We start from the raw sequence: 25,347 nt of genomic DNA on the forward strand, positions 1-25,347 counted from the left end.
TATCCTGCCATGAGCCTTCGCGGGTCTGCGGGCTCCCAGCAAGAGCGGCCGTCGGCCTCGTTATCCTGGACGCGACCGTGTCGCGCCGCGAGTGGAGTACCTGTGACCTGGCTAGACCTCATAGGCGCCGTCGGCGTCCTCCTCGCCATCACTGCCGTCATCGGCGGGGCGGTGGCGTGGGCGGTGGGACTGCGGGGGCTCTGGCTCCTCGCTGCCGCGCCGGCGTTTTTCGCCACGATAACGGCGGGTGCAGCCGTCGTCGCGCCATGGTTGGGCCTGGGCTGGTCGCTTCTGCCGGTGGCGATTGTCGCCGTGCTGATCGGCGGTGTCTCGGCCGCAATCCGAGTCGTCGTCGGCAGGCGTCGGCCTCGTACGCCCGTGCCCCCGCGCCGGTTCGACATATGGGTTCTCATCGCGCTCGCGCTCCCCGCGGCCGTTCTCGTCTGGCGCTGCGTGGAGATCCTCGGCGCGCCCGGGAGCTTCTCACAGACCTTCGACAACATTTTCCACCTCAACGGCGTGCGCTATGTGCTCGACACCGCCAACGCCTCGTCGTTGCACCTGGGCTTCATGACGAGCCCGAGCGGAAGTCTCGCGTTCTATCCAGCGGCGTGGCACGGCGTCGTCGCTCTGATCGTCCAGTTAACCGGCGTCACGATCCCGGTCGCCACGAACGCGATGATCATCGTCGTGTCTGCCGGTATCTGGCCCGTCGGCGCGGTGCTGCTTGCACGTACCCTCGCCGGGGCTCGGCCGGCCGTAGCGATCGCGGCGGGCGCGGTCGCCGCGGGCGTCCCGGCCTTTCCGATCCTGCTGCTGGACTACGGCGTGCTGTACCCGCTGATGTACGGGCTGGCCCTGCTTCCGTTCGCTCTGGCGGTGGGGGTCGGCATGCTCGGCGTCGCCAAGGATTCCCCACATTTGGACGCCGGGTGGTGGATACTTGTCTTCGCCGGCGCGATCGGAGGGATGACACTCGCACATCCCGGCGCGTTCGTCGCGCTTCTAGCACTGTCCGCGCCGATGGTCTGCGCCGTGGTGGTGCGGGCACTGCGTCGACGCGGCTGGCGTCGCCGCGCGCTGACGATCGCCGGGTTCCTGTCGTACCTGGTCGCGGGCGTCCTGCTCCTCAAGGTGCTGCGCCCGCCCTTGGGAGCGCGGGGATGGCCGCTGTCTCAATCGATGGGCGACGCGGTCCTCACCGCCCTCGCCGGCTCGATGTGGTACCAGGTTCCGGCGTATGCCGCCGCCGTCCTCGTCATCTTGGGTATCGTCTGGACGCTGATAGACCGCACCAGGGAAGCCTGGCTCATGCTGGCCATGTATGTGATCGGGGCGTGGCTCTACGTCGTCGTCGTCGCGCTGCCCATCCCCAATCTGCGTGATGCGTTCACCGGCAGCTGGTACAACAACGCACCTCGACTGGCAGCGATCTTCGTCGTGGCGTTGTTGCCGCTCGCCGCCTATGGCGCGGCGCGGACATGGACGTGGCTCCGCGCCCGGATCCCCGCAGACACGAGGCAGCGAGTCCCGCGCGGCGGGGCGATCGCCGCTGGTGTGGCCGCCGCCGTGGCTCTCGTGGCTGTGGCTCAGATCGGGGCCGTCCCGCGCGCCGTCGAGTGGGCATCGTCGACGTATCGGATGACGGCGGAGTCCGCTCTCGTCTCGAGCGACGAGTATGCGCTCCTCACCCGCCTCGACGAGGAGGTGCCCGAGTCGGCGGTGGTGGCAGGCGATCCATTCGCCGGAGCTGCGCTGGCCTATGCACTGGCCGATCGTCGTGTGCTTCTGCCGCACGCGCTCGTCGAGATGGACGACGCGCGCACACGGATCGTTGCGGCGCTGCGCGAGGGGCGCTTCGACGCCGCCGCGTGCCGAGCCGCCAACGAAGACGACGTGCGCTACGTCCTCGATTTCGGGACGGCGGGCGTCCACGGGCCGATCGAGGGATATTCGGGCCTCGGCGACTCGTCGCAGCTCACGCTCATCGACGAGCAAGGCGATGCCCGTCTGTACGAGCTGACCGGATGCTCGCTGGCCGGATGAGGCGGCCTCTAGAATGGCGGTGATGGGTTCTTCGGGTGCGCGTGTTCTGGTGATCGTTCCCGCGTGGAACGAAGAAAGAAGCGTCGGCACCACCGTGAGCGAGATCAGGTCGGCCTCGCCGAACTACGATGTCGTCGTCATCGACGACGGCTCGACGGACGACACGGTCGCCGTGGCTCGTGCTGCGGGCGCGACGGTGCTCAACCTGCCGTTCAACCTCGGCGTCGGCGGCGCGATGAAGACAGGATTCACCTACGCCCAGCGCCACGGGTACACGCAGGCGATCCAGGTCGACGCGGATGGCCAGCACAACCCCGCTGACATCGCACGGGTGCTGGCTGGGCTTCAGGGCGCTGACATCGCGATCGGCGCGCGCTTCGCGGACGTCGGCGACTACGAGGTGCGCGGACCGCGGCGATGGGCGATGGTGTTCCTCGCCAGGGTGGTCTCCCGAGCCGCTGGTACGCGACTCACCGACGTCACGAGCGGGTTCCGGGCGGCCAACGGCAGAGCGATCGACCAGTACGTGAGCTACTACCCCGCGGAGTACCTCGGCGACACCCTGGACTCCCTGGTCGCGGCCGTGCACGCCGGGCTGAAGGTGACACAGGTTCCGGTCGCAATGCGCCCCAGGGCTCACGGCCGGCCGAGCCAGGGCCCGATCGGCTCGACCGTGTACCTGCTGCGTTCCGTTTTCGCCCTCGGGCTGGCTCTGCTCCGCGGCTCCCGGGCCATCCATCCCAGCGAGCTGCAGGGGGCGCCCTCATGATCGTCTTCGCCGCCATCGCCCTCGCTCTGCTGATCATCGTCGTCGTGATGTGGCTCCTGCTCACACGGCGACTGCGCGAGAAGTACGCGGTCCTCTGGCTCGTGATCGGCGTGGTCGTGCTGGTCCTGGGGATCTTCCCCCAGCTCCTGCTGTGGCTCACGGCCGCGCTGGGTGTCCAGCTGCCCGCGAACCTGATGTTCGCCCTGGCGATCGTCTTGCTGCTCGGTGTCGCGCTGCATCTGTCGTGGGAGCTTTCCCAGGCGGAGGAGGAGATCCGTCGACTCGCCGAGGAGGCCGCCATCAGCCGAGCCGAGTTGACCGCCCTCGCCGCGCGGATCGAGTCGCTCGAGGCACGAGCACGCGATGACGGCGACCCGACGCCGGATACGTCGTCGTGACGCAGACCTGGATCGTCTTCTCGGCATTCCGTCCTGATCCCGACCTCGTGGATGCGGTTCGCGCGGCGGTCGCCGAGGTGGCGCAGCAGGTCGTCGTGGTCGATGACGGCAGCGGTCCCGGCTGGGAGCCGCTCTGGGCACAGGCGGAGTCGGTCGGCGCGCGTGTGCTGCGCTCGGATGAGAACCGCGGGATCGGCGCGGCGCTGAATCGTGGCATCCGGCACGCTCTGGATGCGGGCGCATCCGCCGTGCTCACCTTCGACCAGGATTCGACCATCTCTCCGGGCTTCGTCGAGGCCCTGCGTGACGTGATCGCCTCGGCGGAGAGTTCCGGCGTTCGGGTCGCCTTCGCCGTGCCGGAGCGCTTCGCGGGCGTAAGCCAGGTGCATAGTCGCGAGGGGGGAGTGCTTCGCACTCGCCACTCGATCCAGTCAGGGATGCTCGTGCCGCGGACGACGTGGGAGCAGGTGGGGATACTGCGTGAAGACCTGTTCATCGACCTCGTGGACACCGAGTTCGAGCTGCGTTGCGCGGCGGCCGGACTCGTCGGCGTCGCAGCGCCGGGACTGGCCCTGGGGCACGCGCTCGGGCGGCAGTACGCCCGGGAGCTGTTCGGTCGACGGGTCCGGATTCCGGGCATCCCGGATGTGGTCACCCTCAGCGCTCCGTTCCGGTACTACTACCGGGTGCGAAACCGCCGGGTGGTCAACAAGCTGTACCTGCGCACCGCCCCGGGGTGGGTTCTGCGCGACACGGCGCTGGAGATCATCCACTTTGTCAACGCGTTGATGCTCGCTCGTCCGCGTCGCGCACTTCTCGCGCTGTACCGGCGCGGCTGGCGCGACGGGGGACGGGGGCGAGGAGGGCCGATGCCGTCCGAGCTGCGGCCGGTGGCAGCGCAGATCACCTGGAGCGCCCCCGACGCGTGACGTTCAGGGCGCGACGTGCGCCTCTCGGCGGAACTGGCGCCATGCCGGCGTGATCAGGATCATCACGGAGACCGCCTCGGCGACGGCGACGCCAAGGGCGACCCCGACAACCGATCCCTGAGCCGCCCCGATCAGCATCGTGGCCACACCCGTGATCGCGGAGCAGACCGTGGCGGCGAACACGAGTCGGAAGCGCCCCGCGGGGATCAGCAGGTTCCGGATCAGAGGCGTGCCGCAGGAGATGAAGAAGAAGGCTGCGCCGAAGAGGAGGCACGGCAGCGGGGCGGCGGCCACCGCTGCCCCGAACACCAGCCCGGTGGCCCAGGGGCCGAGAACAGCGATCGCTGCGCCGCCGACGGCGCCGAGGCCGCCGAGCGCGGCGAAGGCGATCAGGTGGCGGCGCGCACGGTCCTCGGCGCGAGGATCGAGTACCCAGGCTTGGAAGGCATTGCCCACGGCGATGACCGCCAGCAGTCCGATGCGGTAGACGCGGTCGGTCGAAGCGAAGGAACTCGCCGCCGAGGCGGAGAGACCGACCGTGGCGATGGGGATACCTGTGGAGCCGTAGACGTTTCCCGCGGCGTCGATGGCGGCCGTCGGCACGAGCGAGCTCAGCACCTGTCGGGTCGGTCGCGCGGGGACGCCCGCCGGGTCGTGGCCGGTGCGCACCAGACGTGCATGGATGGCGAAAGCCGGAACGGTGAGCAGAACGAGAAGGACCGGATACCAGAACACCTGACCGGTCAGGAGCAGGAACGGCAGCGAGAGCGCGGAGGCTGTGAGCTTGGGGACACCGTCGAAGAGCATCAGCGCCCGCGGGTTGCCCTCGCCGATGCAGAACCATGCCGGAGTGAACCCGCCGAGCGCCATCGCCACCGCGATCATGACGGACTCGGTGCGGTAGTCGGGGGAACAGACGAAGTACGTCACCACGCCGGCGAGCGGAACGACGAGAAGCGCCGTCCACGCGCGGGAGCGAAGGCTCTCCGCGAGGATGACCGCCCTCTCGTGCGCATCGGTCGCGCGTGCCACCCGCACCGGCCCGATGACGCTCCAGCCGAAGAGCACCCCCACCATCGCGAGCATGCCGATGGCCTGCCCGGAGTTGACGTTCGCCCAACCGCTGTCTCCGACGAACCGCGAGATCACCGGAAGTATGATGAAGGGTGCGAGCGCCGAGATGATCGGTGCGCCCGCGAATCCCGCGAGGCGGAGAATGAAGGACCGCATCGTCAGCAGTCTATTCGCGGATGGAACGAGAGATGAGCGTCGACATGGCCACCGTGAGTGTTTGCATGGCGACCTACAACGGAGCCGCGTACGTCGCGCATCAGCTCCGATCCATCCTCGCCGAGCTGGGACCCGACGACGAGGTGGTCGTGGTCGACGACGCGAGCAGCGACGACACCGTGCAGATCGTCCGCGGCCTCGAGGACGACCGCATCCGCGTGATCGCTCAGGAGCGCAACGCCGGCTACGTGGCGAGCTTCGCGCGAGCGCTCGCGGAGGCGCGGGGTGACGTGCTCATGCTGTCCGACCAGGACGACGAATGGGTTCCCGGTCGTCGCGACCTGCTCGTCGCGGCACTCGATGACGCCGACGTCGTCGCATCCAATCTGGAGCTCCTCGACAGCGGTGCACCGCTGACCTCCCCGCTGACAGGCAAGCCCTGGGTTCTCTCGCGTGCCGGCTCTCCGACCGGACGCCAGCTGGCGATCTTCGCCGGAGTGGCGCCGTACTACGGGTGCGCCATGGCCCTACGGCACTCCGCGCTCGACTATCTGCTCCCTTTCCCCGAGGGGCTTCGCGAGTCGCATGACCTGTGGATCGCGACGGCGGCCAACGTGCAGCGCCGTCTCGCGCATGTCGACCGCGTCACGGTGCGCCGACGGGTGCACGAGTCCAACGCGTCGACCTCCTCGCCTCGTGGCGTGCGTGCGGCGCTGGGCTCGCGCCTGCTCATGCTGCGGCTGTGGCGCGAGGCCCGGCGTCGGCGCGCCGTTCAGGCGGGTGGGGGTGCGGTCGGCGCCTGAATGTCTCCCGCACGAACGGCGCGGGGTCGCACGCGCGCCATGGCAGGGCGCTCCACGAGAACCCAGCTCGCCCACGCGAAGGCGAACGTGATCACGACGGTCACAGCGACATACGGCCAGAAGCCGAGTTTCATCCCCCCGGCGAGGAACGTGAGTTGTTGTACCGGCCAGGCGTAGATGTAGAACCCGTATGACACGTCGTTGCGTGCGATCCACCCCGGTTGCGGGATCACGGTGGACAGGTACAGCAAGGCGTAGGCGAGCAGCGGCGCGCCGAGCTGGCCGCCGATATCCGGCACGAAGACGATGCAGACGGCGGCCAGCGGGATGCTCGCCAGACCGATCCAGCGATTGAGCCCCCAGCGGTCGATGATCATGAACGCGAGCGCGCCAGCGGCGAAGAACGAGAAGAGTCGCGCGAACTGGAAGAAGTCGTTGTCCAGACCTCCCGTCGTCCACAGCACGGTGATCGCACGCACGACGACACTGCCCACCCATACCGCGCTGACGGCCACGATCGACCTGCGGTAGATCGCCAGTGCTCCGAGGAGCCAGGTGATGATGTAGCAGAGGAACTCGAAGTAGAGCGTCCACAGCGAGCCGTTCCACACATCCGGATACGGCGCACCGCTGAGCGTGGTGCCGATCCCGTACACGCGGATGTAGAGCGTGATGTTGCTCCACACGTACTCGAGAGGGTTGGGTGCTGTCGAGAGCAGGCCCCCGAGGTTTCCCTGTTTGATCATCAGAGCCAGTGGCGCGAAGAGCACGGCGATGACGAGCAGGCAGACGATGTAGGCAGGGAAGATGCGCGCGACGCGGTGCAGAAGATAATCGCCGGCGCGAGTGCGGAAGCGGCTCCGAGTGATCAGGAATCCGCTGATGACGAAGAACCCGGCGACAGCCCAGCCGCCCAAGTTCTCGCCGTTGAAGCTCGGGCCGCTGCCGACGCCCGCGATGTAGTAGGCGTGGGCCACCAGAACGAGCGCCGCGAGCAGGAGCCGGAACAGGTTGAGGGAGTTATGGCGGTAGGGGAACGCGCCGGTCGTTGCGGCGCTCACTTCAAGAGACTCCGCGCCGACATCTCGTCGAGCGATCGTTGGTAACCGTCGCCGTCGATGGGCTCGCTGCGAACCCAATCCACGAAGCGTCCCACACCCTCCGTGAAGGACGTCAGCGGGCTGAACCCGAGGGTCTGCGAGATGTGTGAGGTGTCCGCGACGTTGTGGCGGATGTCACCCAAGCGATAGTTGCCGGACAGGCGCGTGGGGACGCGGGTGCCGAAAGCCGCGAAGAGGGTCTCGATCACGTCGTTCACGGTCGTGGCGACGCCCGAGCCGACGTTGAAGGTCTCGCCGGCAGCACGAGGGTCTGTCGCTGCGAGGTACGTCGCCTCCACCACGTCGTCGACGTAGACGAAATCCCGGGATTCCTGGCCGTCCTCGAAGACGTTGATCTCCTTTCCCTGACGGATGAGGGTGGAGAAGATCGAGAGGATGCCGGTGTACGGGTTCTTCAGGGATTGACCGGGACCGTACACATTCTGATAACGCAACGAGACGGGTTCGACGCCGATCGTCGGGGCCACCGTCATCACGAGTGCCTCCTGCGTCTGTTTGGTGATGCCGTAGACCGAAGACGGATGGAGCTTCGCGTCTTCCGCCGTCGGGACGAGCTCGAGGGTGTCCTCACCGGGCAGATGCACGTCGAAGTCCCCACGCGCCATGTCACGGTCGGCGCGGTGTGGCGGATGGACGATGCGTCCGTCCGCCGTGCGATACGACCCCTCCCCGTAGATGGAGCGGGACGAGGCGATCACGATGCGGCGCGTCGAGTGCCGGTCGTTGGCGAGGATGTCGAGCAGCTTCGCGGTGCCGCCGACGTTGGTCTCGCAGTATCGGTCGATCTCGTACATCGACTGACCTGTGCCGGTCTCCGCGGCGAGGTGGACCACGACGGTCGCCGGCGCGAGGGCCCGGCGCAGATCGGACTCGGAGGTGACGCTGCCGCGGATGACCGTCGCGATTCCGTCGAGCGACCGCAGCATCGGTGACGTCGTGTCGGGATCGTCGCCGTGGACCTGCGGGATCAATGCATCGAGAACGCTGACCTCGTGGCCGGCTTTCGCCAGTCGCGCCGCCAGACGCGATCCGATGAAGCCCGCACCCCCGGTGATGAGGACGTGTTCAGACATCGGTGCTCCCGGAGACGGTCGATAGGAACGGGCTGGAGTCACAGCGAAAACACATGAGACAGCGTCGATCTTATCCCGGAGGGCGAAACGCTCCGGATCACACCGGGAAGCTCGGTCACCGCGTGCAGACGCGAAATCGTCCGCAGCCGCGCAGCGCGCGCGGTGCGTTCCCAGCCTCTGGCGGCGGCCAGATCGTGAGCCTGTCGGTAGTACGTGCGTTCGTCGCGGAAGCGGGTGCCGTCGAGGATCGTCCGCTGGGACGCCGAGTCGCCATGCCGACGGTAGGAGAAGGCCACTGTCGGGGTGTAGGCGAGAGTTCCTCCGGCGAAAGCGAGATCCATCAGCAGGGCGAGGTCCTGGATGATCGGCAGGCCTTCGCGGAAGTCCGTCTCCTTCAGGGCCGCGGTGCGGAAGGTCAACGACGGCCAGTACAGCCAGTCGCCGCGGATGAGGCTGGTCGCCATCGCTTCGCCCCGCAGCACCGCGACTCCTTCGCCCCGTCGCGGGGCGAGCAGGCGCTGCTTCACACGATCCGCCAACGGCTTCACGAGTGCGCCGTCCTCGTCGATGACGTCGACGCCGGGCTGGATGACATCCGCATCCGGCACGGCGCGGACCGTGCGCGCGATGAGACCGACATAGTCGGGATGCAGGAGATCATCGGAACCCAGCAGCATCATGTAGGGGTCGGTCGCGAGACGCACCGCCTCGCGGTAGTTCTCGGTGATCCCGAGGTTCGTGTCGTTGCGCAGATACCGGACGCGCTCGTCCGTGATCTGTGCGAACCACTCGGCGACCGAGGCGTCCGGGTAGCAGTCGTCGATGACGGTGAGGTGCCAACGCGGATCGCGTTGCGCGAGGACGGATGCGACCGTCTGCTTCAGCAGGGCGGGATCCCCCCAGTAGGGGACGAAGATGTCGAGCGTCATGGCGCCCTCAGCCTACGCAACGACCCCGGATAGGATGGAGAACCCGTCCTCCGCCGCGCGCAGCGCCCGCCCAGAAACCGGTGACCCCATGGATCTCCTCATCGTCGGCTCCGGCTTCTTCGGCCTCACGATCGCCGAGCGCGCCGCCGCAGCGGGCCGGAAGGTCACCGTGATCGAGCGCCGTCACCACATCGGCGGCAACGCGTACACCGAGGACGAGGCGACCACGGGCATCGAGGTGCACAAGTACGGCGCACACCTCTTCCACACCTCGAACGCGACGGTGTGGGAGTACGTGAACCGCTTCACGGCTTTCACGAACTACGTGCACCGCGTCTACACGACGCACAAGGGCGTCGTGTACCCGCTGCCGATCAACCTCGGAACGATCAATCAGTTCTTCCAGGCCGCCTACAGTCCGGATGAGGCGCGTGTGCTCGTGCAGGAGCTGGCGGGGGAGTTCGACCCGAAGAAGGCGCAGAACCTCGAGGAGCGCGCGATCGGCCTCATCGGGCGCCCCCTCTACGAGGCGTTCATCCGCGACTACACGGCCAAGCAGTGGCAGACCGACCCGCGCAACCTGCCCGCCGAGGTGATCTCGCGCCTTCCGGTGCGTTACACCTACGACAACCGCTACTTCAACGACACGTGGGAGGGGCTGCCCGTCGACGGGTACACGGCGTGGCTCGAGCGCATGGCCGACCACCCGAACATCGAGGTCAAGCTCAGTTGCGACTTCTTCGACGAGTCACAGCCGCTCCACAAGCGCGCCGTCGTCGGCCAGGTGCCGATCGTGTACACGGGCCCGATCGACCGCTACTTCGACGACGCCGAGGGGGCCCTGTCGTGGCGGACGCTGGACTTCGAGCAGGAAGTGCTCGACATCGCCGACTTCCAGGGCACCAGCGTCATGAACTATGCGGATGCCGACGTCCCTTACACCCGGATCCACGAGTTCAAGCACTTCCACCCCGAACGCGCCGAACGCTACCCGAAGGACCGCACCGTCATCGTCCGCGAGTTCTCCCGGTTCGCTGAGCGCGAGGACGAACCGTACTACCCGGTGAACACCCCGCAGGATCGCGCGGGACTGCTGGCCTACCGCGAGCTCGCCAAGGGGGAACGCGATGTGCACTTCGGCGGGCGTCTCGGCACCTATCAGTACCTCGACATGCACATGGCCATCGGCTCGGCGCTTTCCATGTGGAACAACACGCTCGCCTGAGCGCGCGTCGCCCGTTCGTAGACTTCTCTGATGACGACGACCACGGTCGGAGCCCCCGGGTCGCCCCGGCGCTACCTCCACTCCCTGTGGCTGCTGTCGGCGCGCGACTTGAAGGTGCGCTACGCCACCAGCGCGCTGGGATACCTCTGGTCCGTCCTCGATCCGCTCGTCATGAGCGCGATCTACTGGTTCGTGTTCACCCAGGTCTTCGGGCGGGATGTGGGCGAAACTCCCTACATCGTGTTCCTCATCACGGCCCTGCTGCCGTGGGTGTGGTTCAACGCCGCTGTCAGCGACTTCACCCGGGCCTTCAACAAGGACGCCCGGCTCGTGAGGTCTACCGCGATCCCTCGATCGATCTGGGTGAATCGCATCGTGCTCAGCAAGGGCGTGGAGTTCCTCTGCTCGATCCCCGTACTCGTGCTCTTCGCGGTTTTTGGTGGCGCGACGGTGGGGTGGGGGCTGTTCTTCTTCCCGCTCGCCATCCTGTTGCAGACAGCGCTACTGGTCGGACTGGGGCTGATCGTCGCACCGCTGTGCGTGCTCTGGGGGGATCTGGAGCGGACGACCCGCCTCATCCTGCGCGCATTGTTCTACGCGTCTCCGATCATCTACGGCGTCTCCGACCTTCCCGTCGGCTTCCGAGAGGTGGCCGCGCTCAACCCGCTCGCGGGCATCTTCACGTTGTACCGGGCGGGGTTCTTCCCCGATCAGTGGGACACCCTCTCGGTGGTGACCGGCGCGGTCGTGAGCCTCGTGGTGCTCGGCGTCGGAATCCTCGTCTTCCGGCGGCTCGAGCGTCCCGTGCTGAAGGAGCTGTGATGTCCGCGGAGCTGGCGATCGAGGTCGACGGGCTGGGAGTCCGGTTCCGGCGCAACAGGAGGGGGCGTCGCAGCCTGAAGGATCTCTTCGGCGGGGCATCCCGGCGCGCCCGACCGGGCGAGTTCTGGCCCCTGCGAAACGTCAGCTTCACCGTCCGGCCCGGCGAGTCAATCGGGGTCGTCGGACGCAACGGCCAGGGCAAGTCGACGCTGCTCAAGCTCGTCGCCGGTGTGCTGCTTCCCGATGAGGGTGCCGTGCGCGTGAACGGAGGCGTCGCTCCGCTCATCGAGATCACGGGCGGGTTCGTGGGGGACCTGACGGTGCGCGAGAACGTGCGCCTCACGGCAGGGCTCCATGGGATGAGCCGGGCCGAGGTAGCGCGGCGCTTCGACTCCATCATCGACTTCGCCGAGCTCCACGACTTCGTCGACACCCCCTACAAGCATCTGTCGAACGGCATGAAGGTGCGTCTGGCATTCGCCGTGGTCTCTCAGCTCGAGGAACCCATCCTCCTCGTGGACGAGGTGCTCGCTGTGGGCGACAAGGCCTTCCGGGAGAAGTGCTACCGCCGCATCGACGAGTTGCTCGCCGCGGGACGGACCCTGTTCTTCGTCAGCCACAACGAAAAGGACCTGCGCCGGTTCTGCACGCGGGGTCTCTATCTCGACAAGGGGGCGCTGACGATGGATGCGCCCATCGCAGACGTATTGGAGCGGTACAACGCCGACTACGCGGCGGGCTGAGTCTGCACCAGCGGCGGCATCGGCCGCCACGAGCGGTCGCGCGCGATCTTGCGCCCGTCGCGCAGGCCGCGCACCAGATGGCCCGTGCCGCGCACCTTCCGCTCGACGACGGCGAGGCGGATGAGCTCCTTCGCGAAGGTCATCACCGTGCCCAGTCCGAACAGGACGGGGTTGTAGACGCCCAGCTCGCGGTAGTAGCGCTTGATGTACGCGCGGTTTCGCATGATGTAGTAGCGGTAGGCGTCGCTGGACGCGTTCATGTGCCGGATGCCCATGTCCCACTGCTTGATCTCGCGCGTGCGGCGCAGCACGAACTCGTCGACGATGACGGAGGTCGTCACGCGGGAGGCGAGCCAGCCGTACAGCTGATCGTCCCAATAGATGAAGAAACGCGGGTCGGGGAGACCGATCTGCCCCACCACGTCCCGGTGGATGAACATCCCCTCGAAGCAGCCCGAGTTCATCTCCTTGTAGCCGGAGGCGTCGAAGCCGGCGGGGGCGAACGGGATCGGGATGCCCATGCGATCGGCGACGCGGTACTGCCAGTAGAACTCGCTCCCGTCGTAGTCGTAGCGCCGGCCCTGGATGCTCTTGAAGCGCGGCGCCCAGTTCCCCATGCGGGCGAGGCCGTCGGGGAGCACCTCGACATCGTCGTCCATCAGCCAGATCCACGTCGAGCCGAGCTCGTACGCGACCCGCATCCCCTCGCTGAACCCGCCCGAGCCGCCCGTGTTGGTCTCCAACCGGCGGTAGACGAGCTCTGTGCCGATGCGCGATCGGAACGCGTCGATGACGGCACCGGTGTCGTCCGACGACGCGTTGTCGACCACCACGACGTGCCCAGGCTTCGGGTCCATCGCTTCGATGCTCGTCAGCAGCTTCGTCAGGAGAGCAGAGCGGTTGTAGGTCACGATCGTGATCGTGGCGGCGGCGGGGTCGAAAACCTGGCTGGAGACGGTCATGTGTTGTCCTCGAACACGGTGCGCCAGCGCTCGACGCTGGTCAGATCGGATGCGGCGGCACGGTAGCGGCGTGAGAGCCCAGGCCACTCGCGGCGCAGGCGTCGGTGGAGGCGCACGCTGTCCATGAGCATGCGGCGGAAGGTCGTTCGGTCGCGCACGTAGACGTTCTTGCCGGATCCGTTCGCCGCACTCACGATGGCGCTGTCGACCAGCGGCACGCGCCACCAGAGAGCGTCCTCTTTGCCATACTCCACCTCGGGAAGCGCGGAGCGGTCGCCTGAGGTGGGCCGCAGCCAGTGCGAGGCGAGCGTGGATGCGGTGAACCATCGCAGGCGCCAGCCGGTCGGGTTGTCGTACTCGTGACGCCGGCGCAGCGGAAACACCTGCCGGCCCCGTCGCGAGCGCAAGGGCACGCCGGTGTCGGTGTGCACGACCGTCTCGGGGTAGTCCGCTGCGAGCGCGCGAGCTGCCGGCATCGCCGTGGCGAGATTCGCCCACATGTGCTCGGGACCCGAGAGGAGGTCCCGGATGGCTTGATGCCGCAGGGCGACGGGGTAGTACTGCATCATCATCAGGTGCTTGAGGTCGAGGCGCCGGCTGTGACGCAGCAGTGTCCCTCCGCCGGGCAGCGAGGAGTGCAGGAGCGCCGCGACGATCCGGTTGCGAGCGTGGAAGTACGCCTGCCAGTCGATCGAGTCGTCCTTGCCGACCCAGGAGACGTGCCAGAGGGCGACCCCCGGCACCGACACCGTCGGAAAACCCGCCTCGCCCGCCCGGAGGCAGAACTCCGCGTCGTCCCACTTGATGAAGGCGGGCAGCGAGAGGCCGACCTTGCGGATGATCTCGAGCGGGATGAGGCACATCCACCATCCGTTGTAGTCCGCGTCCATGCGCATGTGCAGCATGGGGGACTGTCGGAGGTTGGCGACGCTGAAGTCGTGCGGGAGCTTCTCCTGGTACAGCGCGCGCCACATGAACGGCGCCTCGTCGACGACCTCGGCCCAGGCGTGCAGCTTGGGTCGATCGAGCAGGTCGAACATGTGCGCGCCGACGATCGTGGGTGTCGATGCGTACCGGCCGAAGACGACGGAGCGCCGGACCGATTCCGGCTCGATGCGCACGTCGTCGTCCAGCAGCTGGATGAAGTCGCTCTCCGGCCGGGCCAGCGTCTCGCTCATGGCGCGCGCGAAGCCGCCGGATCCGCCCAGGTTGGGCTGGGTCAGTATGGCTAGGGTCTCCCCGAGCGCGGCGGCGACGTCGGTGTACCCGTCCTCGTCCGCGACACGCTGTGTGCCCTGGTCGATCACGAAGACGCGATCGATCAGTTCCAGCAGGTCGGGGGCGTCGGAGAGGCTCCGCAGCGTCTCGACGCAGTAATCGGGCTTGTTGTATGTCGTGATGCCGATCGAGGCCTTGCCGTGGCGGACCGGAGCGGTCTCGGTGGTCCACTCTGCGCCTTCGAAGGTCATCGCCTTCTCGTCCGCCGCGATGTCGAACCAGATCCAGCCGCCGTCGCTGTACTGGTCGAGTGTGACGTGGAAGGTGCTCGTCGCCTCGCCGTCCACCTCGCGCGTCTCGATGCGCTGCTTGGTGCCGCTGCCATTCGATCGGTAGAGCAGGATCGTCGCGGGTCCCTGGGTGCGCACGGTGAGTGCCACGTCGCGAACCGGAGTCCAGTGCTGCCAGTACGACGCCGGGAAGGCGTTGAAGTATGTGCCGAACGACACGCGGCGGCCGCTGACGACACGCGCACGGTTGCGGCCCAGGATGTTCGTCAGCTGAGCTCGATTGGAGACCCGCACGGGTTCGTCGTCGATGACCGACCAGGTCTCGGGATCCGCGTAGAGCGGCAGGAGGTCGGGGTCGCGGTCGAGCGGGAACACGACCTTCTGTAGGACATGCGGCACGGGTGGATCTCCGGTTCGGTCGGCGGCGCGCTACGTAGAGCCGGAGCACGATCCTACCGGCTCGACCTCGTGAACCACCCTGAGGGGGCTCAGCGACCAGGCTCCTCCGGGAGGACGGTGGGGACCGGGTCCCCGCTGTCGAGGCGGTCCCGCCACGACCGCGACTGCCCCGCGCGGCTGGCGCACACCACCAGAAGGAGCCATCCGTACCCGAACAGGGTGAAGCTCTCGAACACGGAGTCGATGAGCAGCGCCGTCAGGATGAGGGGAGTCCAGGTGTACACCACGGCGCGTCGGTTGCTGGCCTCGAGCCACGACCGCACCAGCGCGATGACGCAGAAGCCCGCGAACAGCAGCAGCCCGAACCATCCCACCTGCAGGAGGATGTCGAAGTAGGCGTTGAGCGCCGACGCGTGGCGCTCGCCCAGGTTCACGTTGATGGACAGGAACGGGAACTCGGTCGTGGACCATGTGCCGTACCAGCCCCATCCCTGCACCGGGTGATAACGGACGTAGTCGAGGATCGTGTTCCACAGATCCGCGCGCGTCGAGAAGTCGCTGCCGGCGCCGAGCATGGCGATGATGGGGCCGCGCGCGGCGTACGCCACCGCGAGGGCGACCACGACGATGCCGGCCAGCGTCGCCTGCAGCATGGGCCTCGACTCGGGCCGGGTGTGGCGCACGACCATGAGCGTGAGGGTCGCCAGCCCCACGATGAGTGCGATCACGATCACCGTGGGGGAGTCGCTCAGCACGGCCAGACCACCCGCGAGGATCACGGAGAAGACCGCGACGCCGGGACGCACGGATGAGGTGCGCCACTCGACGAGGAAGGTGATCAATGCGAGCACGGCGACGAAGCCGAGCGCATTGCGGGTGCCGAAGATCCCCTGCACGGGCCCGAGCTCTGCGATGAGGCCCTGCACGCCCAGCAGGGGGAAGGGCATGTCGATGAGGATCCCGAAGAGGATCTCGACGCCCAGCGAGACCGCGAGCAGCCACCGCATGACGTCGCCCAGCGCCCGCGCGGTCTGCAGGGTGTCGCGCACGTGGGCGATCGTGACCCCCAGCAGCGAGAGCGCGGCCAGCGCCACCCAGCCGATCAGGGACTTCGGTTGATCGGTCGACCAGAAGACGCTCACCGCCGTCCACCCGAGGAAGAGGGCGAGGGTCGCGGATGCCAGCCGCAGCGGCGACAGCTCTCCGCGGCGCGCGACGAGCATGGCCACGGCGAGGGCGCACAGCCCCGCGACCATCGTCACGTAGGTCACCCGGCCCATGAGGCGTTCGATGGCGAAGGCTCCGAACGTCGTGCCGAACACGAGAAGGGTGAAGGCGCGCGCCATGCGGGCCGAGAGTAGGAGTTCGCCGATGCCGGACGAAGCGGCGGCGTTCATGCCTGATCCGTCACGGGGTCGCCGCGCTCGATACGCCACGAGGTCTCCGCGGGACCCACGCCCAGCAGCGGCGACTGTCGCACCTTGAGCCCGAGCAGCACGATGAGCATCCAGCCCCACACCACCAGCGGGCCGGATTCCGCGAGGCCCTGCACGAGCAGAACGGTGGCGACGAGCGTGGGCAAGAGCGTCAACGGGGAGTACGGGCGGTCGTCGCGCAGATCCCATCGCGGGCGGTCGATGGCGAAGAACCAGGCGCGCCAGATGAAGGTCGCGTAGACGCCCGCCATGAGCAGCACGCCGATCACGCCGAGTTGCAGGAAGACGTCGATCCACATGTTGTGCGCCTGCATGACCGTCTCACCGTGGTCGACGATCCAGCCGTCGAAGTGGCTGTCCCAGGGCAGCCACGGCGAGGCGAAGCCCCATCCGATCACGGGATGCTCGCCGGCTCGCGCCAGCACCTGCTCCCAGATGCCCTCGCGTCCGGTGAGATCCGCAGACCGGCCGAGGGCCGTGAAGAGCGTGTCGCGCGCGAAGAAGAGGATCCCGGCCCCGGCGAGAGCCACGCCGGCGTAGGCGGCGTAGTAGCCCGTGCGTCCGCCGGGCCTCGTGACCGTCCGCATGAGCAGAACCGTTACGAGCACGACGATGACGGCGGCCGCCGAGAGGTAGGCGGTCGCGGAGCCGGCGTGGACGAACAGCAGCGCTGCGATCGAGATCCAGACGATCGCGGATGCCCGTCGCTCGGCGTGCGCGGCCCACCGGATGGAGAAGACGATCAGCCCGAGCAGTGCGACGACGGCGAGGAGGTTGGCGTTGCCCTGGATGCCCTGGATGCGCCCGTCGAGATCGAAGAGGTTGTTGCGGGACCAGTAGACGATCGGGTCGTACTTCACGCCCCGCTCCGGAAGCACCCACCCCGGCAGAATGGGACGCCGGACGAACAGCGACACGACGAGCTCGAAGACGAGCGACAGTCCCAGTGACCACTTCAGTGCGGCCGAGATGGCGGCGACGATCTCGCGCCAGGTGAGAATCGCCGCGACGAACAGGCCCTGGCCTGTCGTGATCAGCCACAGGGCGAGCGTCGTGCCGGTCGTCGCGGGCCACGCCGACCAGATGAGCGATGCCGCCGCCCAGACGCCGTACGCGAGCACGAACCACGGGAGGCGCCGCACGTCGATCGGCGGTCGCATGAGAAGCCACACGACGAGGGACACGACCGCGGTGGCGACGACGATCACGGTCGAGGCGGCGACTCCGAAGGCCAGCGTCCACGCGGTGCCGGCGATCGCCTGGAAGACGACGAAGACGCACCACGCGCGCAGCAGCAGATGTCCCGTGCGCTCGCGCAACGGCGGCGCGGGTGCGGGACCTGCCGGGTGTTGGGTTCGGACGGCCATGATGCCCCCAGATTATCCCGGGACCCTTCTAGGCTGGGGGTGTGCTGGCCGAGCTGACCAACGTCCCCCGTGACTACTCCTGGGGCTCTTCCCATCTCATCGCAGACCTGCAGGGACGCGAGCCCTCCGGAGCGCCCGAAGCCGAGGTATGGTTCGGCGACCATCCGGGATCGCCCGCCCTGCTTCCCTCCCTCGGGATGACGCTGGATGCCTGGTTCGACGCGCAGGATTCGGGTGCGGACCACGCCAGGCGACTGCCGTATCTGCTCAAGCTGCTCGCCGCAGGCTCGCCCCTCTCGATCCAGGTGCACCCGTCGAAGCAGCAGGCCGTCGAGGGCTTCGCCCGTGAGGAGGCCGCCGGGATCCCACGGGATGCGGCCCACCGCACCTATAAGGACGACAACCACAAGCCCGAGGTCATCGTGGCGGTGAGCGAGCGCTTCGAGGCGCTCGCGGGACTCCGACCCCTGGCCGCGACGCGGGGCATCCTCGCCGCGCTGCCTCAGAACGATGGCGTGACGGCCCTCGGCCGGGCGCTTGAGGGCTCCGATGAAGCCTCCGCGCTGCGAGACGCGCTCGGCTGGCTGTTGTCGGGCCGGGCTCAGGACGTCGTCGACGGGGTGATCGCCGCCGTGCGAGAGGCCGCGCAGGCGGCGCCCTCCGACCACTTCGCCGCGCTGACCCGGGTCGCCGACGCGTACCCGTCGGATCCCGGTGTGGTGGTCGCGCTGCTCATGAACCACGTGGTGCTCGCGCGGGGCGAGGCGATCTTCGTTCCGGCCGGTGTCCTGCACGCCTACCTCTCCGGCCTCGGCGTTGAGATCATGGCGGCCAGCGACAATGTGCTGCGCGGCGGTCTCACGCCCAAGCACATCGACGTCGACGAGCTGCTCCGCATCCTCGACACGACACCCGGCGAGGCGCCGAGACTTCCGGCGATCGTGGGGGAGCCGGGCGTCGACGTCTTCGCGCCGGGGATCGCCGACTTCGAACTGCTGCGGGTGACGGTGGACGAGGGTGAGGTGCGTCGCGTGCGCCTTCGCGGCCCCGCCATCGCCGTGGCGACGATGGGTGCGCCGATCGTCTCGGCAGCGGGAACGCGGGTGCAGCTCTCACCCGGTGCCGCGGCGTTCGCCACGCCCGACGAGCAGCACCTCGAGGTCACGGGTGCGGGGGAGCTGTTCCTCGCGATGCCGGGACGCTGAATCCCCGCCGCGTAACGAATCCACTCCATCGACACGCCGTCGGCGCGTCGCGAAGATTAAAGCGCGGGTTGAGGGTTTACGATCAGCGACTTGCTTTCCTCGAATCACACCTGTGTAATTTAGGCACCCGCCCACCGCGGGGCGTGGAATCGAGATCGTGGGGAGAGCACATGGCGAGCGCACCGTACCGCTCAGGCGTTCCCGACAACTGGCATGTCGATCCCGTCTTCCTCGGGGTCCCCGGCGTTCGCCGCGAAGCTCCCGTCGACGACGACAATCCGCTGGCGTGGCAGACGGACGCGCTGTGCGCGCAGACCGATCCCGAGGCGTTCTTCCCCGAGAAGGGCGGCTCCACCCGCGACGCGAAGCGCATCTGCACGACCTGCGATGTCCGCGACGAATGCCTCGAGTACGCGCTGCGCAACGACGAGCGGTTCGGCATCTGGGGCGGGCTCAGCGAGCGCGAGCGTCGCAAACTCAAGCGTCGTGTGAGCTGAACGCCCTATCGACATCACCGATTGCGGCGCGTGCACCTCGCGTGCCGCGAACTCGTGCTTAGGCTGACTCAGTCATGTCGGCCCGTGTCCACGCTCTCCTCGTCGTGCGCCCTGAAGGGCGTACGGCCGCCGCGGCGCATCTCGAGCGCACGCTGTCCGCCCTCGCCGCCCAGACCCGCCAGGTCGACGCGCTCACCATCGTGCTCTGCGGTGGGGACGCCGCTCTCACGCAGCTCGTCACCGCATCCGGCGCCGAGGGCGTGATCACCGCCGGCGCCTCCACATCGTTCGCCGATGCGGTGCGCCTCGCCTCCGTGCGCATCAGCGGCGAGTTCGTATGGCTTCTCGCTCAGGACACCGCACCCGAGCCGGAGGCCTTGCAGCGCCTGCTGGCCGGCCTCGAGCGTGCTCCCTCGGTCGCCGTGGTCGCGCCCAAACTGGTGGAGTGGGACGAGCCGGCCCGCATCGTGTCGCTCGGCGTGACGATGACGCCGTTCGGTCGTTCCGTCGAGCTGGTGCAGGACGAACTCGACCAGGGTCAGCACGACGGTGACGATGACGTTCTCGGGGCCGATGTGCGTGGCGTGCTCGTACGCGCCGATCTGTGGCGCACTCTCCGCGGCGTCGACCCTGCGCTCGGTGGCGCCGATGAGGGTCTCGATCTCGGTGTGCGCGCCCGACTCGCGGGCCACCGGGTGAGTCTGGTGCCCACGGCGCGGGTGGCGGTCGCCGGCGACGGTGTGGCCGGGCTTCCCGCCGCTGCGACCCGGCGCGCCCGCCGTCGTCGCGCCTACGCGCGTCGGCTCGCGCAGATCCACCGCCGCCTGTCGTACGCGCCGGCAGCGTCCGTGCCGCTGCATCTGCTGTCTCTCATCCCGCTCGCGCTGTGGCGCGCGGCAGCGCTGCTGGTGGCGAAGCAGCCCTCTCGGGTGCTGCCCGAGTGGGGCGCCTCGATCGTCGCCTTCTTCCGGTGGGGCGCGATCGCCGCATCCCGCGGTGTCATCCGTCGCTCGCGCAGCGTCGCATGGTCGCAGCTCTCCCTCCTGCGCATCACCCGGTCCGCGCTCCGGCAGCGCTTCGACGCGGATGCCGACGCCGACGCGATGAATCGACCGGTGCGCGGCGAGCTGCACTTCTTCACGGGCGGCGGCGCCTGGCTCGTGCTGGCGGGACTGGTCGTCTCGGCGGCCGCGTTCCCCGCTCTCCTGGCATGGCCGGCTCTCGGTGGCGGCGCACTCGAGCCGCTGCGGGCGACGCTCGGCCAGCTCTGGACCGACGCGGCGTTCGGCGCCCGAGCGACCGGCCTGGGCGTGGCGGGACCGGCCGATCCGTTCGCCGCCGTGGTGGCGCTGCTCGGTTCGCTCTGGCCGGGAGACCCCTCGCGCATCCTCATCGTTCTGTGGTTGGCTGCCCTGCCCCTCGCCGTGCTCGGCGGCTGGTTCGCGGCCACACGCCTCACCTCCCGGTCGCTGCTGCGCAATACCGCCGCCGTCGCCTGGGCGCTTGCCCCGACGTTCTGGAGCGCGCTCGTCGACGGCCGCCCCACGGGCGTCATCGTGCACCTGCTGCTGCCGTGGCTGTTCTACGCCGGCGCGGTCGCGCATCGGTCGTGGGCTGCCGCCGGGGCTGCGTCCTTGCTGCTGGCCGGGGTGCTCGCGTGCGCTCCGTCTCTCGCGCCCGCTCTCATCGTCGTATGGATGCTGGCGATGATGCTCGTCGTCGTCGCGCGCGGCGGACGCGGAGCGGGACAGATCGTCTGGACCGGCGTCCCGGCGCTGGCGCTGTTCGCCCCTCTCATCTGGGCGCAGCTGCACGGCGGCACGGTATGGGGTCTGCTCGCCGACCCCGGACCGGTGTGGGCGGGACCGCAGGCGGGCGCCGACGCCGCGGGGCGCTTCGCGCTGGCGGCGGGCTTCCCGACCATGGATTTCGCCGGGTGGGCGGGCCTTCTCGGCTCCACGACCATCGGGCCGTTCGTCACCGCGGTGGTCGTCCTGGTCGCACCGCTCGCGGTTCTCGCGCTGCTCTCGCTGCTCACCCCGCGATGGATGGTCGCGGGCGTGCTGCTGGTGGTCGCGCTTCTGGGTATCGCCACGGCGTTCGCGGCTGTGGGCTTCGCCGTCTCGGTCGACACGCGCGGCACGCCGGTGGCGCTCTGGCCGGGCGCCGCGCTGAGTCTTGCGTGGCTGGGGATCGTCGCGGCGGCCACCGTGACCCTCGACTCGGGGGTCCCGGCGCGCGCCGGCGGGCTGCGCGTCTTCGGCGCCGTGGCCGTCATGGGCACGCTCGTGCTTCTCGCCGTGCCCTCGGTGTCGGCGGTCGGCAGGGGGCAGAGCGGCCTGCAGAGCGGCTCGCCGTCCACGCTGCCTGCCTACGTGGCGGCGCAGGGGCGCGACGACTCGAACGTCGGCACGATCGTGCTCTCACCGCTGGCCGACGGCTCCGTCGCCGCCCAGGTCGTCTGGGGCGGGAGTGAGACCCTGTCCAGCACCTCCACGCTGGATGCGACCCGAACCGTCGCCTCGGACTCCGATCGGGACGTGGCCGAGCTGACCGCAGACCTCGTGACCTCGACCTCGGAGGACGTCGTCGCGCGCGTCGCGGCGGCCGGCATCCGCTTCATCGTGGTCGCCCCCGAGACCTCCGACGAGAGCGACGCGGCGCGTGCGCTGCGACTCTCGGCACAGACGGCGCTCGACCAGCGCGACGACCTCGACGTCGTCGGTGCGACGCCCAAGGGCACGCTGTGGCGGGTGACGACGGATGTGGCAGAGCGCCCCGCGCCCAGCGCCGAGATCGTGCGCCAGGGGTGGACCGTCGCGGCGGTCCAGCTCGTGGTCGTCGCGATCGCGCTGCTGCTCTCGTTCCCCACCGCGGCGTCGCGCCGCGAGGCTCGTCGTACCCCGCGCACCGTCGGTCCGCGTTCGCGGGAGGAGCAAGCATGAGCAGGCAGCGGATGTGGCGCTGGGCGGCCACGAGCACGCGGCTCGTCGTGGGCGCGGCGCTCGCCGTCGGCATGGTCGGCGCTGTGGGTGTCGGCGTGGCGGCGAACTGGCCCACCCACACTCACGAGCCGCTCGCAGTCGGCGTGACGCCCACGCCCGCAGACACGGTGCTCGCCTGCGCCGGCCCTCTGCTCGCCCTCGGTCGCGACGCCACACAGGCCGGTCAGATCGTGAGCGCGGCGCCGACGGCGACGGTGTCGGGATCCGATGGTGCGTCGCTGAAGCAGCTCACCGAGCCGACGGCACCCGTCGTCATCGGCTCGGACGGGCACCCGGTGTTCGTGGCGCCGCCCGTCGACGAGACACGATCGGATGCCGCCGCGTCCGCGAGCGGCACGGTCGGAGCCGAGGATCTTCGCGGCTTCGCCGCCTCCGCCTGCCAGCCGCCGCTCATCGAGTCCTGGCTCGTCGCGGGGGCGACCACCACGGGTTCGGCGGACGTCATCCTGCTCTCGAACCCGTCGGACGTGGCCGCAACCGTCGACCTCACGCTCTACAGCGCGACCGGCGCCTCCACCCCGCCCTCGGGCAGCGGGCTCCGCGTCGACGCTCACAGTCAGCGCCTCGTGCCGCTGGCCGCGCTGGCCGTCGGTGAGGGAGCGCCCGTCGTGCGTGTGACCGCCTCCGGCGCGCCCGTCGCCGCCGCGCTGCAGTCGAGCCTGTCCCGGACTCTGCTGACCGGTGGCGTCGAGCAGAGCGGCGCGATCGTCGGTTCCGCGACGCAGCAGGTGATCCCCGGCCTCCGGGTTCCGCAGAGCGCGGTGGATGCGGCCTCGGCCGGCGCCACGACGCTCCTGCGGCTGCTGGCTCCTGGCGCGGATGCGACAGCGACGGTCACCGTGCAGGACGACACCGGGCGTACCGCGTTGACGCAGAGTGTCCCCCTCGGCGCGGATCTTCCCACCGAGCTCGACCTCGCCGGACTGCCGGCCGGTACGTACACGGTGCGTGTCGATGCCACATCGGCCGTCGTCAGCGCGGTCTGGCAGACGACGAACTTCAACAACGGCGCGGACTTCGCCTGGTACACGGCGGCCGAGGCCATCGTCAACCCGAGTGTGGTCGCCGTCGCGGACGGTCCCTCCCCGCTGCTGGTGATCGCCGGGTCGACCGCCGGGGCAGCCGATGTCGTGCTGAAGCCGCTCAGCGGCGCCACCGAGACGGAGCGAGTGAGGGTCGCCGCCGGTGACACCGCATCCGTGCCGGTCGAGCCGGGAGCGGTCTACCGTATCGAGACCTCCAACCCGATCCGGGCGTCGGTGAGCTACCTCGCGGACGGCGCGATCAGCGCGTTCCCGGTCTGGCCGGCGGATGCGGCGGCGGCGGAGATCATCGTCCGTCCCTGAGTCCGGTCAGAGGAAGCGGAAGCGATCGGGGCCCAGGTCCCACGGGTCGCGTCCGAGGAACTCGGCGGCCGCCCGGAAGACGCAGCTCTCGATCATCATGCGCCGATGGGCGTCGTCGTTGCGGTGCAGGTGTGCGAGGCGTTCGATGGGCAGCCGGTACAGCACGATCCGCTTCTCGTCGGCAAGCACGCTCCAGCGGGGGATGCCGTCGGCATCCGCGGCCGGGGGCATGTCGGCCATCTCGAAGCGCACCTCGCGCAACTCGGGCCAGGCGCCCCGGAGGAACTCCGCGACGGAACCGACAGCGAGATCGAACCGGTCGACGCGCGTCTCCAGGGGCGGCAGCGGTGGGCGCACCACGGCGCTGCGACCCTGCCTGCCGTGACGCCCGTGGCGTTCAGGACGCGGGGCTGCGGGTGCGGGGCGCGACCGGCGGCGGATCATCTGACCATCCTAGGCGCGGCGCGCGAACCGCGCCCCGACTGCGGGTTAGGGTCGCACCGTGCAGGAACGTCAGTGCTCCAAGGTCGCGTGCGCGCGTGAAGCGGTGGCGACGCTCACCTACGACTACGCCGACCAGATGGCAGCGGTGGGTCCGCTGGGCCGGGCGGGAGACCCCCACGCGCACGACCTGTGCCAGGTGCACACCGAGCGACTCTCGGTTCCGAAGGGCTGGCTGGTCGTGCGTCACGAGACGCTCCGCGCCTCCTAGACCCGGCCAGTTCCGGGGGCGGGCAGCAGCGTCGCCGCGCGTGCGTCGCGTGCGCGAATGGCAGACAGCTCGCGTTGGAAGCGCAATGCAGCCACGGCCCGGACGAACAGCTCGGGGTCCGCGGATGGAACGGGGGAGACCGAGGCGGCCGCCTCCGCGGCCAGTTGCGCCGCCAGCATCCGTCTCGCCGCCGGCTGCAGTTGCTCCGCCTGCCGGACGAACCGGGCGAGCCGCCGCGCGACGGGTGCGGGCAACGGTGCGACGTCCGCGATACGGGCCCACTCGACGAGGGGAGCCGGGACCTGCGGTTCGAAGGAGGGGAGACGGCCGGTGCGCGTGCGCTGACTGAACGTGCCGGCCATGAGGTCGCCCAGCCGCTGTGCGCGCGGCGTGAACATCCCGGTGAGGGCCGCCACCGCACCCAGAGTGAACCAGATCTCCAGCACCCCGACGAGCGAGCGGATCAGGGCCTGCCGGAAGCCCGCCGCGCCGCCGTCGGCGCGGACGATGCGCGCGCCGACGATCAGCTTGCCGAGGCTGCGGCCGCGCGTGGCGGTCTCGATCGTGGTGGGGGCGATGACCAGCAGCAGTACCGCCAGCAGGATCGAGAGGATGGTGCCCAGCCCCGACGCCGCGGAGAGGGCGCCCGTCAGCCCGAGCGCCAGGAGCACGACGAGGGCGGCGGCCACGGTCACGACCATGTCGATCGCCGCTCCCGCAAGTCGCAGGAAGAACCCCGCCGGCTGGACATCGAGCGCGACGGCCTCGCCGGTGAGGATCTCGTCTTGGCCGATCTCGACCAGCGTCACGGCGGAGGACATG

At 69.2% G+C, this 25,347-nt stretch carries 23 protein-coding genes; 13 read left to right on the top strand and 10 right to left on the bottom strand.

The window, feature by feature from the left end; all coding sequences use genetic code 11:
* Window positions 1–102: 102 nt before the first annotated feature.
* The 4 genes from PQV94_RS04255 to PQV94_RS04270 are packed head-to-tail and all read left to right on the top strand — an operon-like array spanning window position 103 to window position 4,142.
* The gene (locus tag PQV94_RS04255; protein ID WP_274287554.1) at window positions 103–2,046 is read left to right on the top strand and encodes a DUF6541 family protein; all 1,944 of its coding nucleotides are present in this window, start codon (window positions 103–105) and stop codon (window positions 2,044–2,046) included.
* Window positions 2,047–2,068: 22 nt separating this feature from the next.
* Complete coding sequence (locus tag PQV94_RS04260; RefSeq protein WP_274287555.1) at window positions 2,069–2,815, top strand: glycosyltransferase family 2 protein; 747 nt, start codon at window positions 2,069–2,071, stop codon at window positions 2,813–2,815.
* Window positions 2,812–3,213: a DUF2304 domain-containing protein gene (locus tag PQV94_RS04265; protein ID WP_274287556.1), complete on the top strand. Its 402-nt coding sequence runs from the start codon at window positions 2,812–2,814 to the stop codon at window positions 3,211–3,213. The genes PQV94_RS04260 and PQV94_RS04265 overlap by 4 nt, the downstream gene beginning before the upstream one ends.
* Window positions 3,210–4,142 (top strand): glycosyltransferase, encoded by a 933-nt coding sequence (locus PQV94_RS04270; RefSeq protein ID WP_274287557.1) that lies wholly within the window; start codon window positions 3,210–3,212, stop codon window positions 4,140–4,142. The genes PQV94_RS04265 and PQV94_RS04270 overlap by 4 nt, the downstream gene beginning before the upstream one ends.
* Window positions 4,143–4,145: 3 nt before the next feature.
* Here the strand turns inward: PQV94_RS04270 and PQV94_RS04275 are convergent, their stop codons facing one another.
* Window positions 4,146–5,372, bottom strand: a complete 1,227-nt coding sequence (locus PQV94_RS04275; RefSeq protein ID WP_274287558.1) for an oligosaccharide flippase family protein — start codon at window positions 5,370–5,372, stop codon at window positions 4,146–4,148.
* 32 nt (window positions 5,373–5,404) lie between these two features.
* Between PQV94_RS04275 and PQV94_RS04280 the strand changes: the two genes are divergently transcribed.
* Window positions 5,405–6,175 (top strand): glycosyltransferase, encoded by a 771-nt coding sequence (locus tag PQV94_RS04280; RefSeq protein ID WP_274287559.1) that lies wholly within the window; start codon window positions 5,405–5,407, stop codon window positions 6,173–6,175.
* Here PQV94_RS04280 and PQV94_RS04285 read toward each other — a convergent pair.
* The 3 genes from PQV94_RS04285 to PQV94_RS04295 are packed head-to-tail and all read right to left on the bottom strand — an operon-like array spanning window position 6,145 to window position 9,298.
* Window positions 6,145–7,236: an acyltransferase family protein gene (locus PQV94_RS04285; RefSeq protein ID WP_274287560.1), complete on the bottom strand. Its 1,092-nt coding sequence runs from the start codon at window positions 7,234–7,236 to the stop codon at window positions 6,145–6,147. The genes PQV94_RS04280 and PQV94_RS04285 overlap by 31 nt on opposite strands.
* The gene (locus PQV94_RS04290) at window positions 7,233–8,369 is read right to left on the bottom strand and encodes an NAD-dependent epimerase/dehydratase family protein (protein ID WP_274287561.1); all 1,137 of its coding nucleotides are present in this window, start codon (window positions 8,367–8,369) and stop codon (window positions 7,233–7,235) included. Before PQV94_RS04290 ends, PQV94_RS04285 begins: the two co-directional genes overlap by 4 nt.
* Before the next feature lie 38 nt (window positions 8,370–8,407).
* Window positions 8,408–9,298 (bottom strand): glycosyltransferase family 2 protein, encoded by an 891-nt coding sequence (locus PQV94_RS04295; protein WP_274287562.1) that lies wholly within the window; start codon window positions 9,296–9,298, stop codon window positions 8,408–8,410.
* Window positions 9,299–9,386: 88 nt separating this feature from the next.
* Between PQV94_RS04295 and glf the strand changes: the two genes are divergently transcribed.
* From glf to PQV94_RS04310, 3 genes are read left to right on the top strand one after another with little or no spacing between them, the layout of a single operon-like run.
* Window positions 9,387–10,523 (top strand): UDP-galactopyranose mutase, encoded by a 1,137-nt coding sequence (glf, locus tag PQV94_RS04300; protein ID WP_274287563.1) that lies wholly within the window; start codon window positions 9,387–9,389, stop codon window positions 10,521–10,523.
* A 30-nt stretch (window positions 10,524–10,553) separates the two neighbouring features.
* Window positions 10,554–11,345 carry an ABC transporter permease gene (locus PQV94_RS04305; RefSeq protein ID WP_274287564.1) on the top strand — a complete coding sequence of 264 codons (792 nt, stop codon included), beginning with the start codon at window positions 10,554–10,556 and terminating at the stop codon, window positions 11,343–11,345.
* A complete protein-coding gene (locus tag PQV94_RS04310) occupies window positions 11,345–12,088 on the top strand; it encodes an ABC transporter ATP-binding protein (protein ID WP_274287565.1) in 744 nt (247 codons plus the stop codon). Before PQV94_RS04305 ends, PQV94_RS04310 begins: the two co-directional genes overlap by 1 nt.
* On the opposite strand, the gene PQV94_RS04315 is transcribed toward PQV94_RS04310, so the two are convergent.
* From PQV94_RS04315 to PQV94_RS04330, 4 genes are all read right to left on the bottom strand, one after another.
* On the bottom strand, window positions 12,073–13,050 hold the full coding sequence (locus tag PQV94_RS04315) for a glycosyltransferase family 2 protein (RefSeq protein WP_274287566.1): 978 nt from the start codon (window positions 13,048–13,050) through the stop codon (window positions 12,073–12,075). The two genes, PQV94_RS04310 and PQV94_RS04315, sit on opposite strands and share 16 nt — an antisense overlap.
* Window positions 13,047–14,957: a glycosyltransferase gene (locus PQV94_RS04320; RefSeq protein WP_274287567.1), complete on the bottom strand. Its 1,911-nt coding sequence runs from the start codon at window positions 14,955–14,957 to the stop codon at window positions 13,047–13,049. Before PQV94_RS04320 ends, PQV94_RS04315 begins: the two co-directional genes overlap by 4 nt.
* 89 nt (window positions 14,958–15,046) lie before the next feature.
* Entirely contained in the window at window positions 15,047–16,354 is a 1,308-nt protein-coding gene (locus PQV94_RS04325) for an O-antigen ligase family protein (RefSeq protein ID WP_274287568.1), read from the bottom strand.
* A complete protein-coding gene (locus tag PQV94_RS04330; protein WP_274287569.1) occupies window positions 16,351–17,760 on the bottom strand; it encodes an O-antigen ligase family protein in 1,410 nt (469 codons plus the stop codon). Before PQV94_RS04330 ends, PQV94_RS04325 begins: the two co-directional genes overlap by 4 nt.
* 41 nt (window positions 17,761–17,801) lie before the next feature.
* Here PQV94_RS04330 and manA point away from each other — a divergent pair, with 41 nt between their 5' ends.
* The 4 genes from manA (at window position 17,802) to PQV94_RS04350 (ending at window position 23,813) form a co-directional block, all read left to right on the top strand.
* Window positions 17,802–18,965 (top strand): mannose-6-phosphate isomerase, class I, encoded by a 1,164-nt coding sequence (manA, locus tag PQV94_RS04335; protein WP_274287570.1) that lies wholly within the window; start codon window positions 17,802–17,804, stop codon window positions 18,963–18,965.
* 170 nt (window positions 18,966–19,135) lie between these two features.
* A complete protein-coding gene (locus PQV94_RS04340) occupies window positions 19,136–19,462 on the top strand; it encodes a WhiB family transcriptional regulator (RefSeq protein WP_274287571.1) in 327 nt (108 codons plus the stop codon).
* A gap of 74 nt (window positions 19,463–19,536) precedes the next feature.
* On the top strand, window positions 19,537–22,407 hold the full coding sequence (locus tag PQV94_RS04345; RefSeq protein WP_274287572.1) for a glycosyltransferase: 2,871 nt from the start codon (window positions 19,537–19,539) through the stop codon (window positions 22,405–22,407).
* The gene (locus PQV94_RS04350) at window positions 22,404–23,813 is read left to right on the top strand and encodes a DUF5719 family protein (protein WP_274287573.1); all 1,410 of its coding nucleotides are present in this window, start codon (window positions 22,404–22,406) and stop codon (window positions 23,811–23,813) included. Before PQV94_RS04345 ends, PQV94_RS04350 begins: the two co-directional genes overlap by 4 nt.
* Before the next feature lie 6 nt (window positions 23,814–23,819).
* Here the strand turns inward: PQV94_RS04350 and PQV94_RS04355 are convergent, their stop codons facing one another.
* Window positions 23,820–24,257, bottom strand: coding sequence for a metallopeptidase family protein (locus PQV94_RS04355; RefSeq protein WP_274287574.1), 438 nt, complete (start codon window positions 24,255–24,257; stop codon window positions 23,820–23,822).
* 58 nt (window positions 24,258–24,315) lie between these two features.
* Here PQV94_RS04355 and PQV94_RS04360 point away from each other — a divergent pair, with 58 nt between their 5' ends.
* Window positions 24,316–24,525 carry a DUF3499 family protein gene (locus tag PQV94_RS04360; protein WP_137416377.1) on the top strand — a complete coding sequence of 70 codons (210 nt, stop codon included), beginning with the start codon at window positions 24,316–24,318 and terminating at the stop codon, window positions 24,523–24,525.
* Here the strand turns inward: PQV94_RS04360 and PQV94_RS04365 are convergent.
* Entirely contained in the window at window positions 24,522–25,346 is an 825-nt protein-coding gene (locus PQV94_RS04365) for an RDD family protein (protein WP_274287575.1), read from the bottom strand. The genes PQV94_RS04360 and PQV94_RS04365 overlap by 4 nt on opposite strands.
* Between the last annotated feature and the right edge of the window lies 1 nt (window position 25,347).

The sequence above is a fragment of the Microbacterium sp. Clip185 genome, assembly GCF_028743715.1.
Taxonomy (GTDB): Bacteria; Actinomycetota; Actinomycetes; order Actinomycetales; family Microbacteriaceae; genus Microbacterium.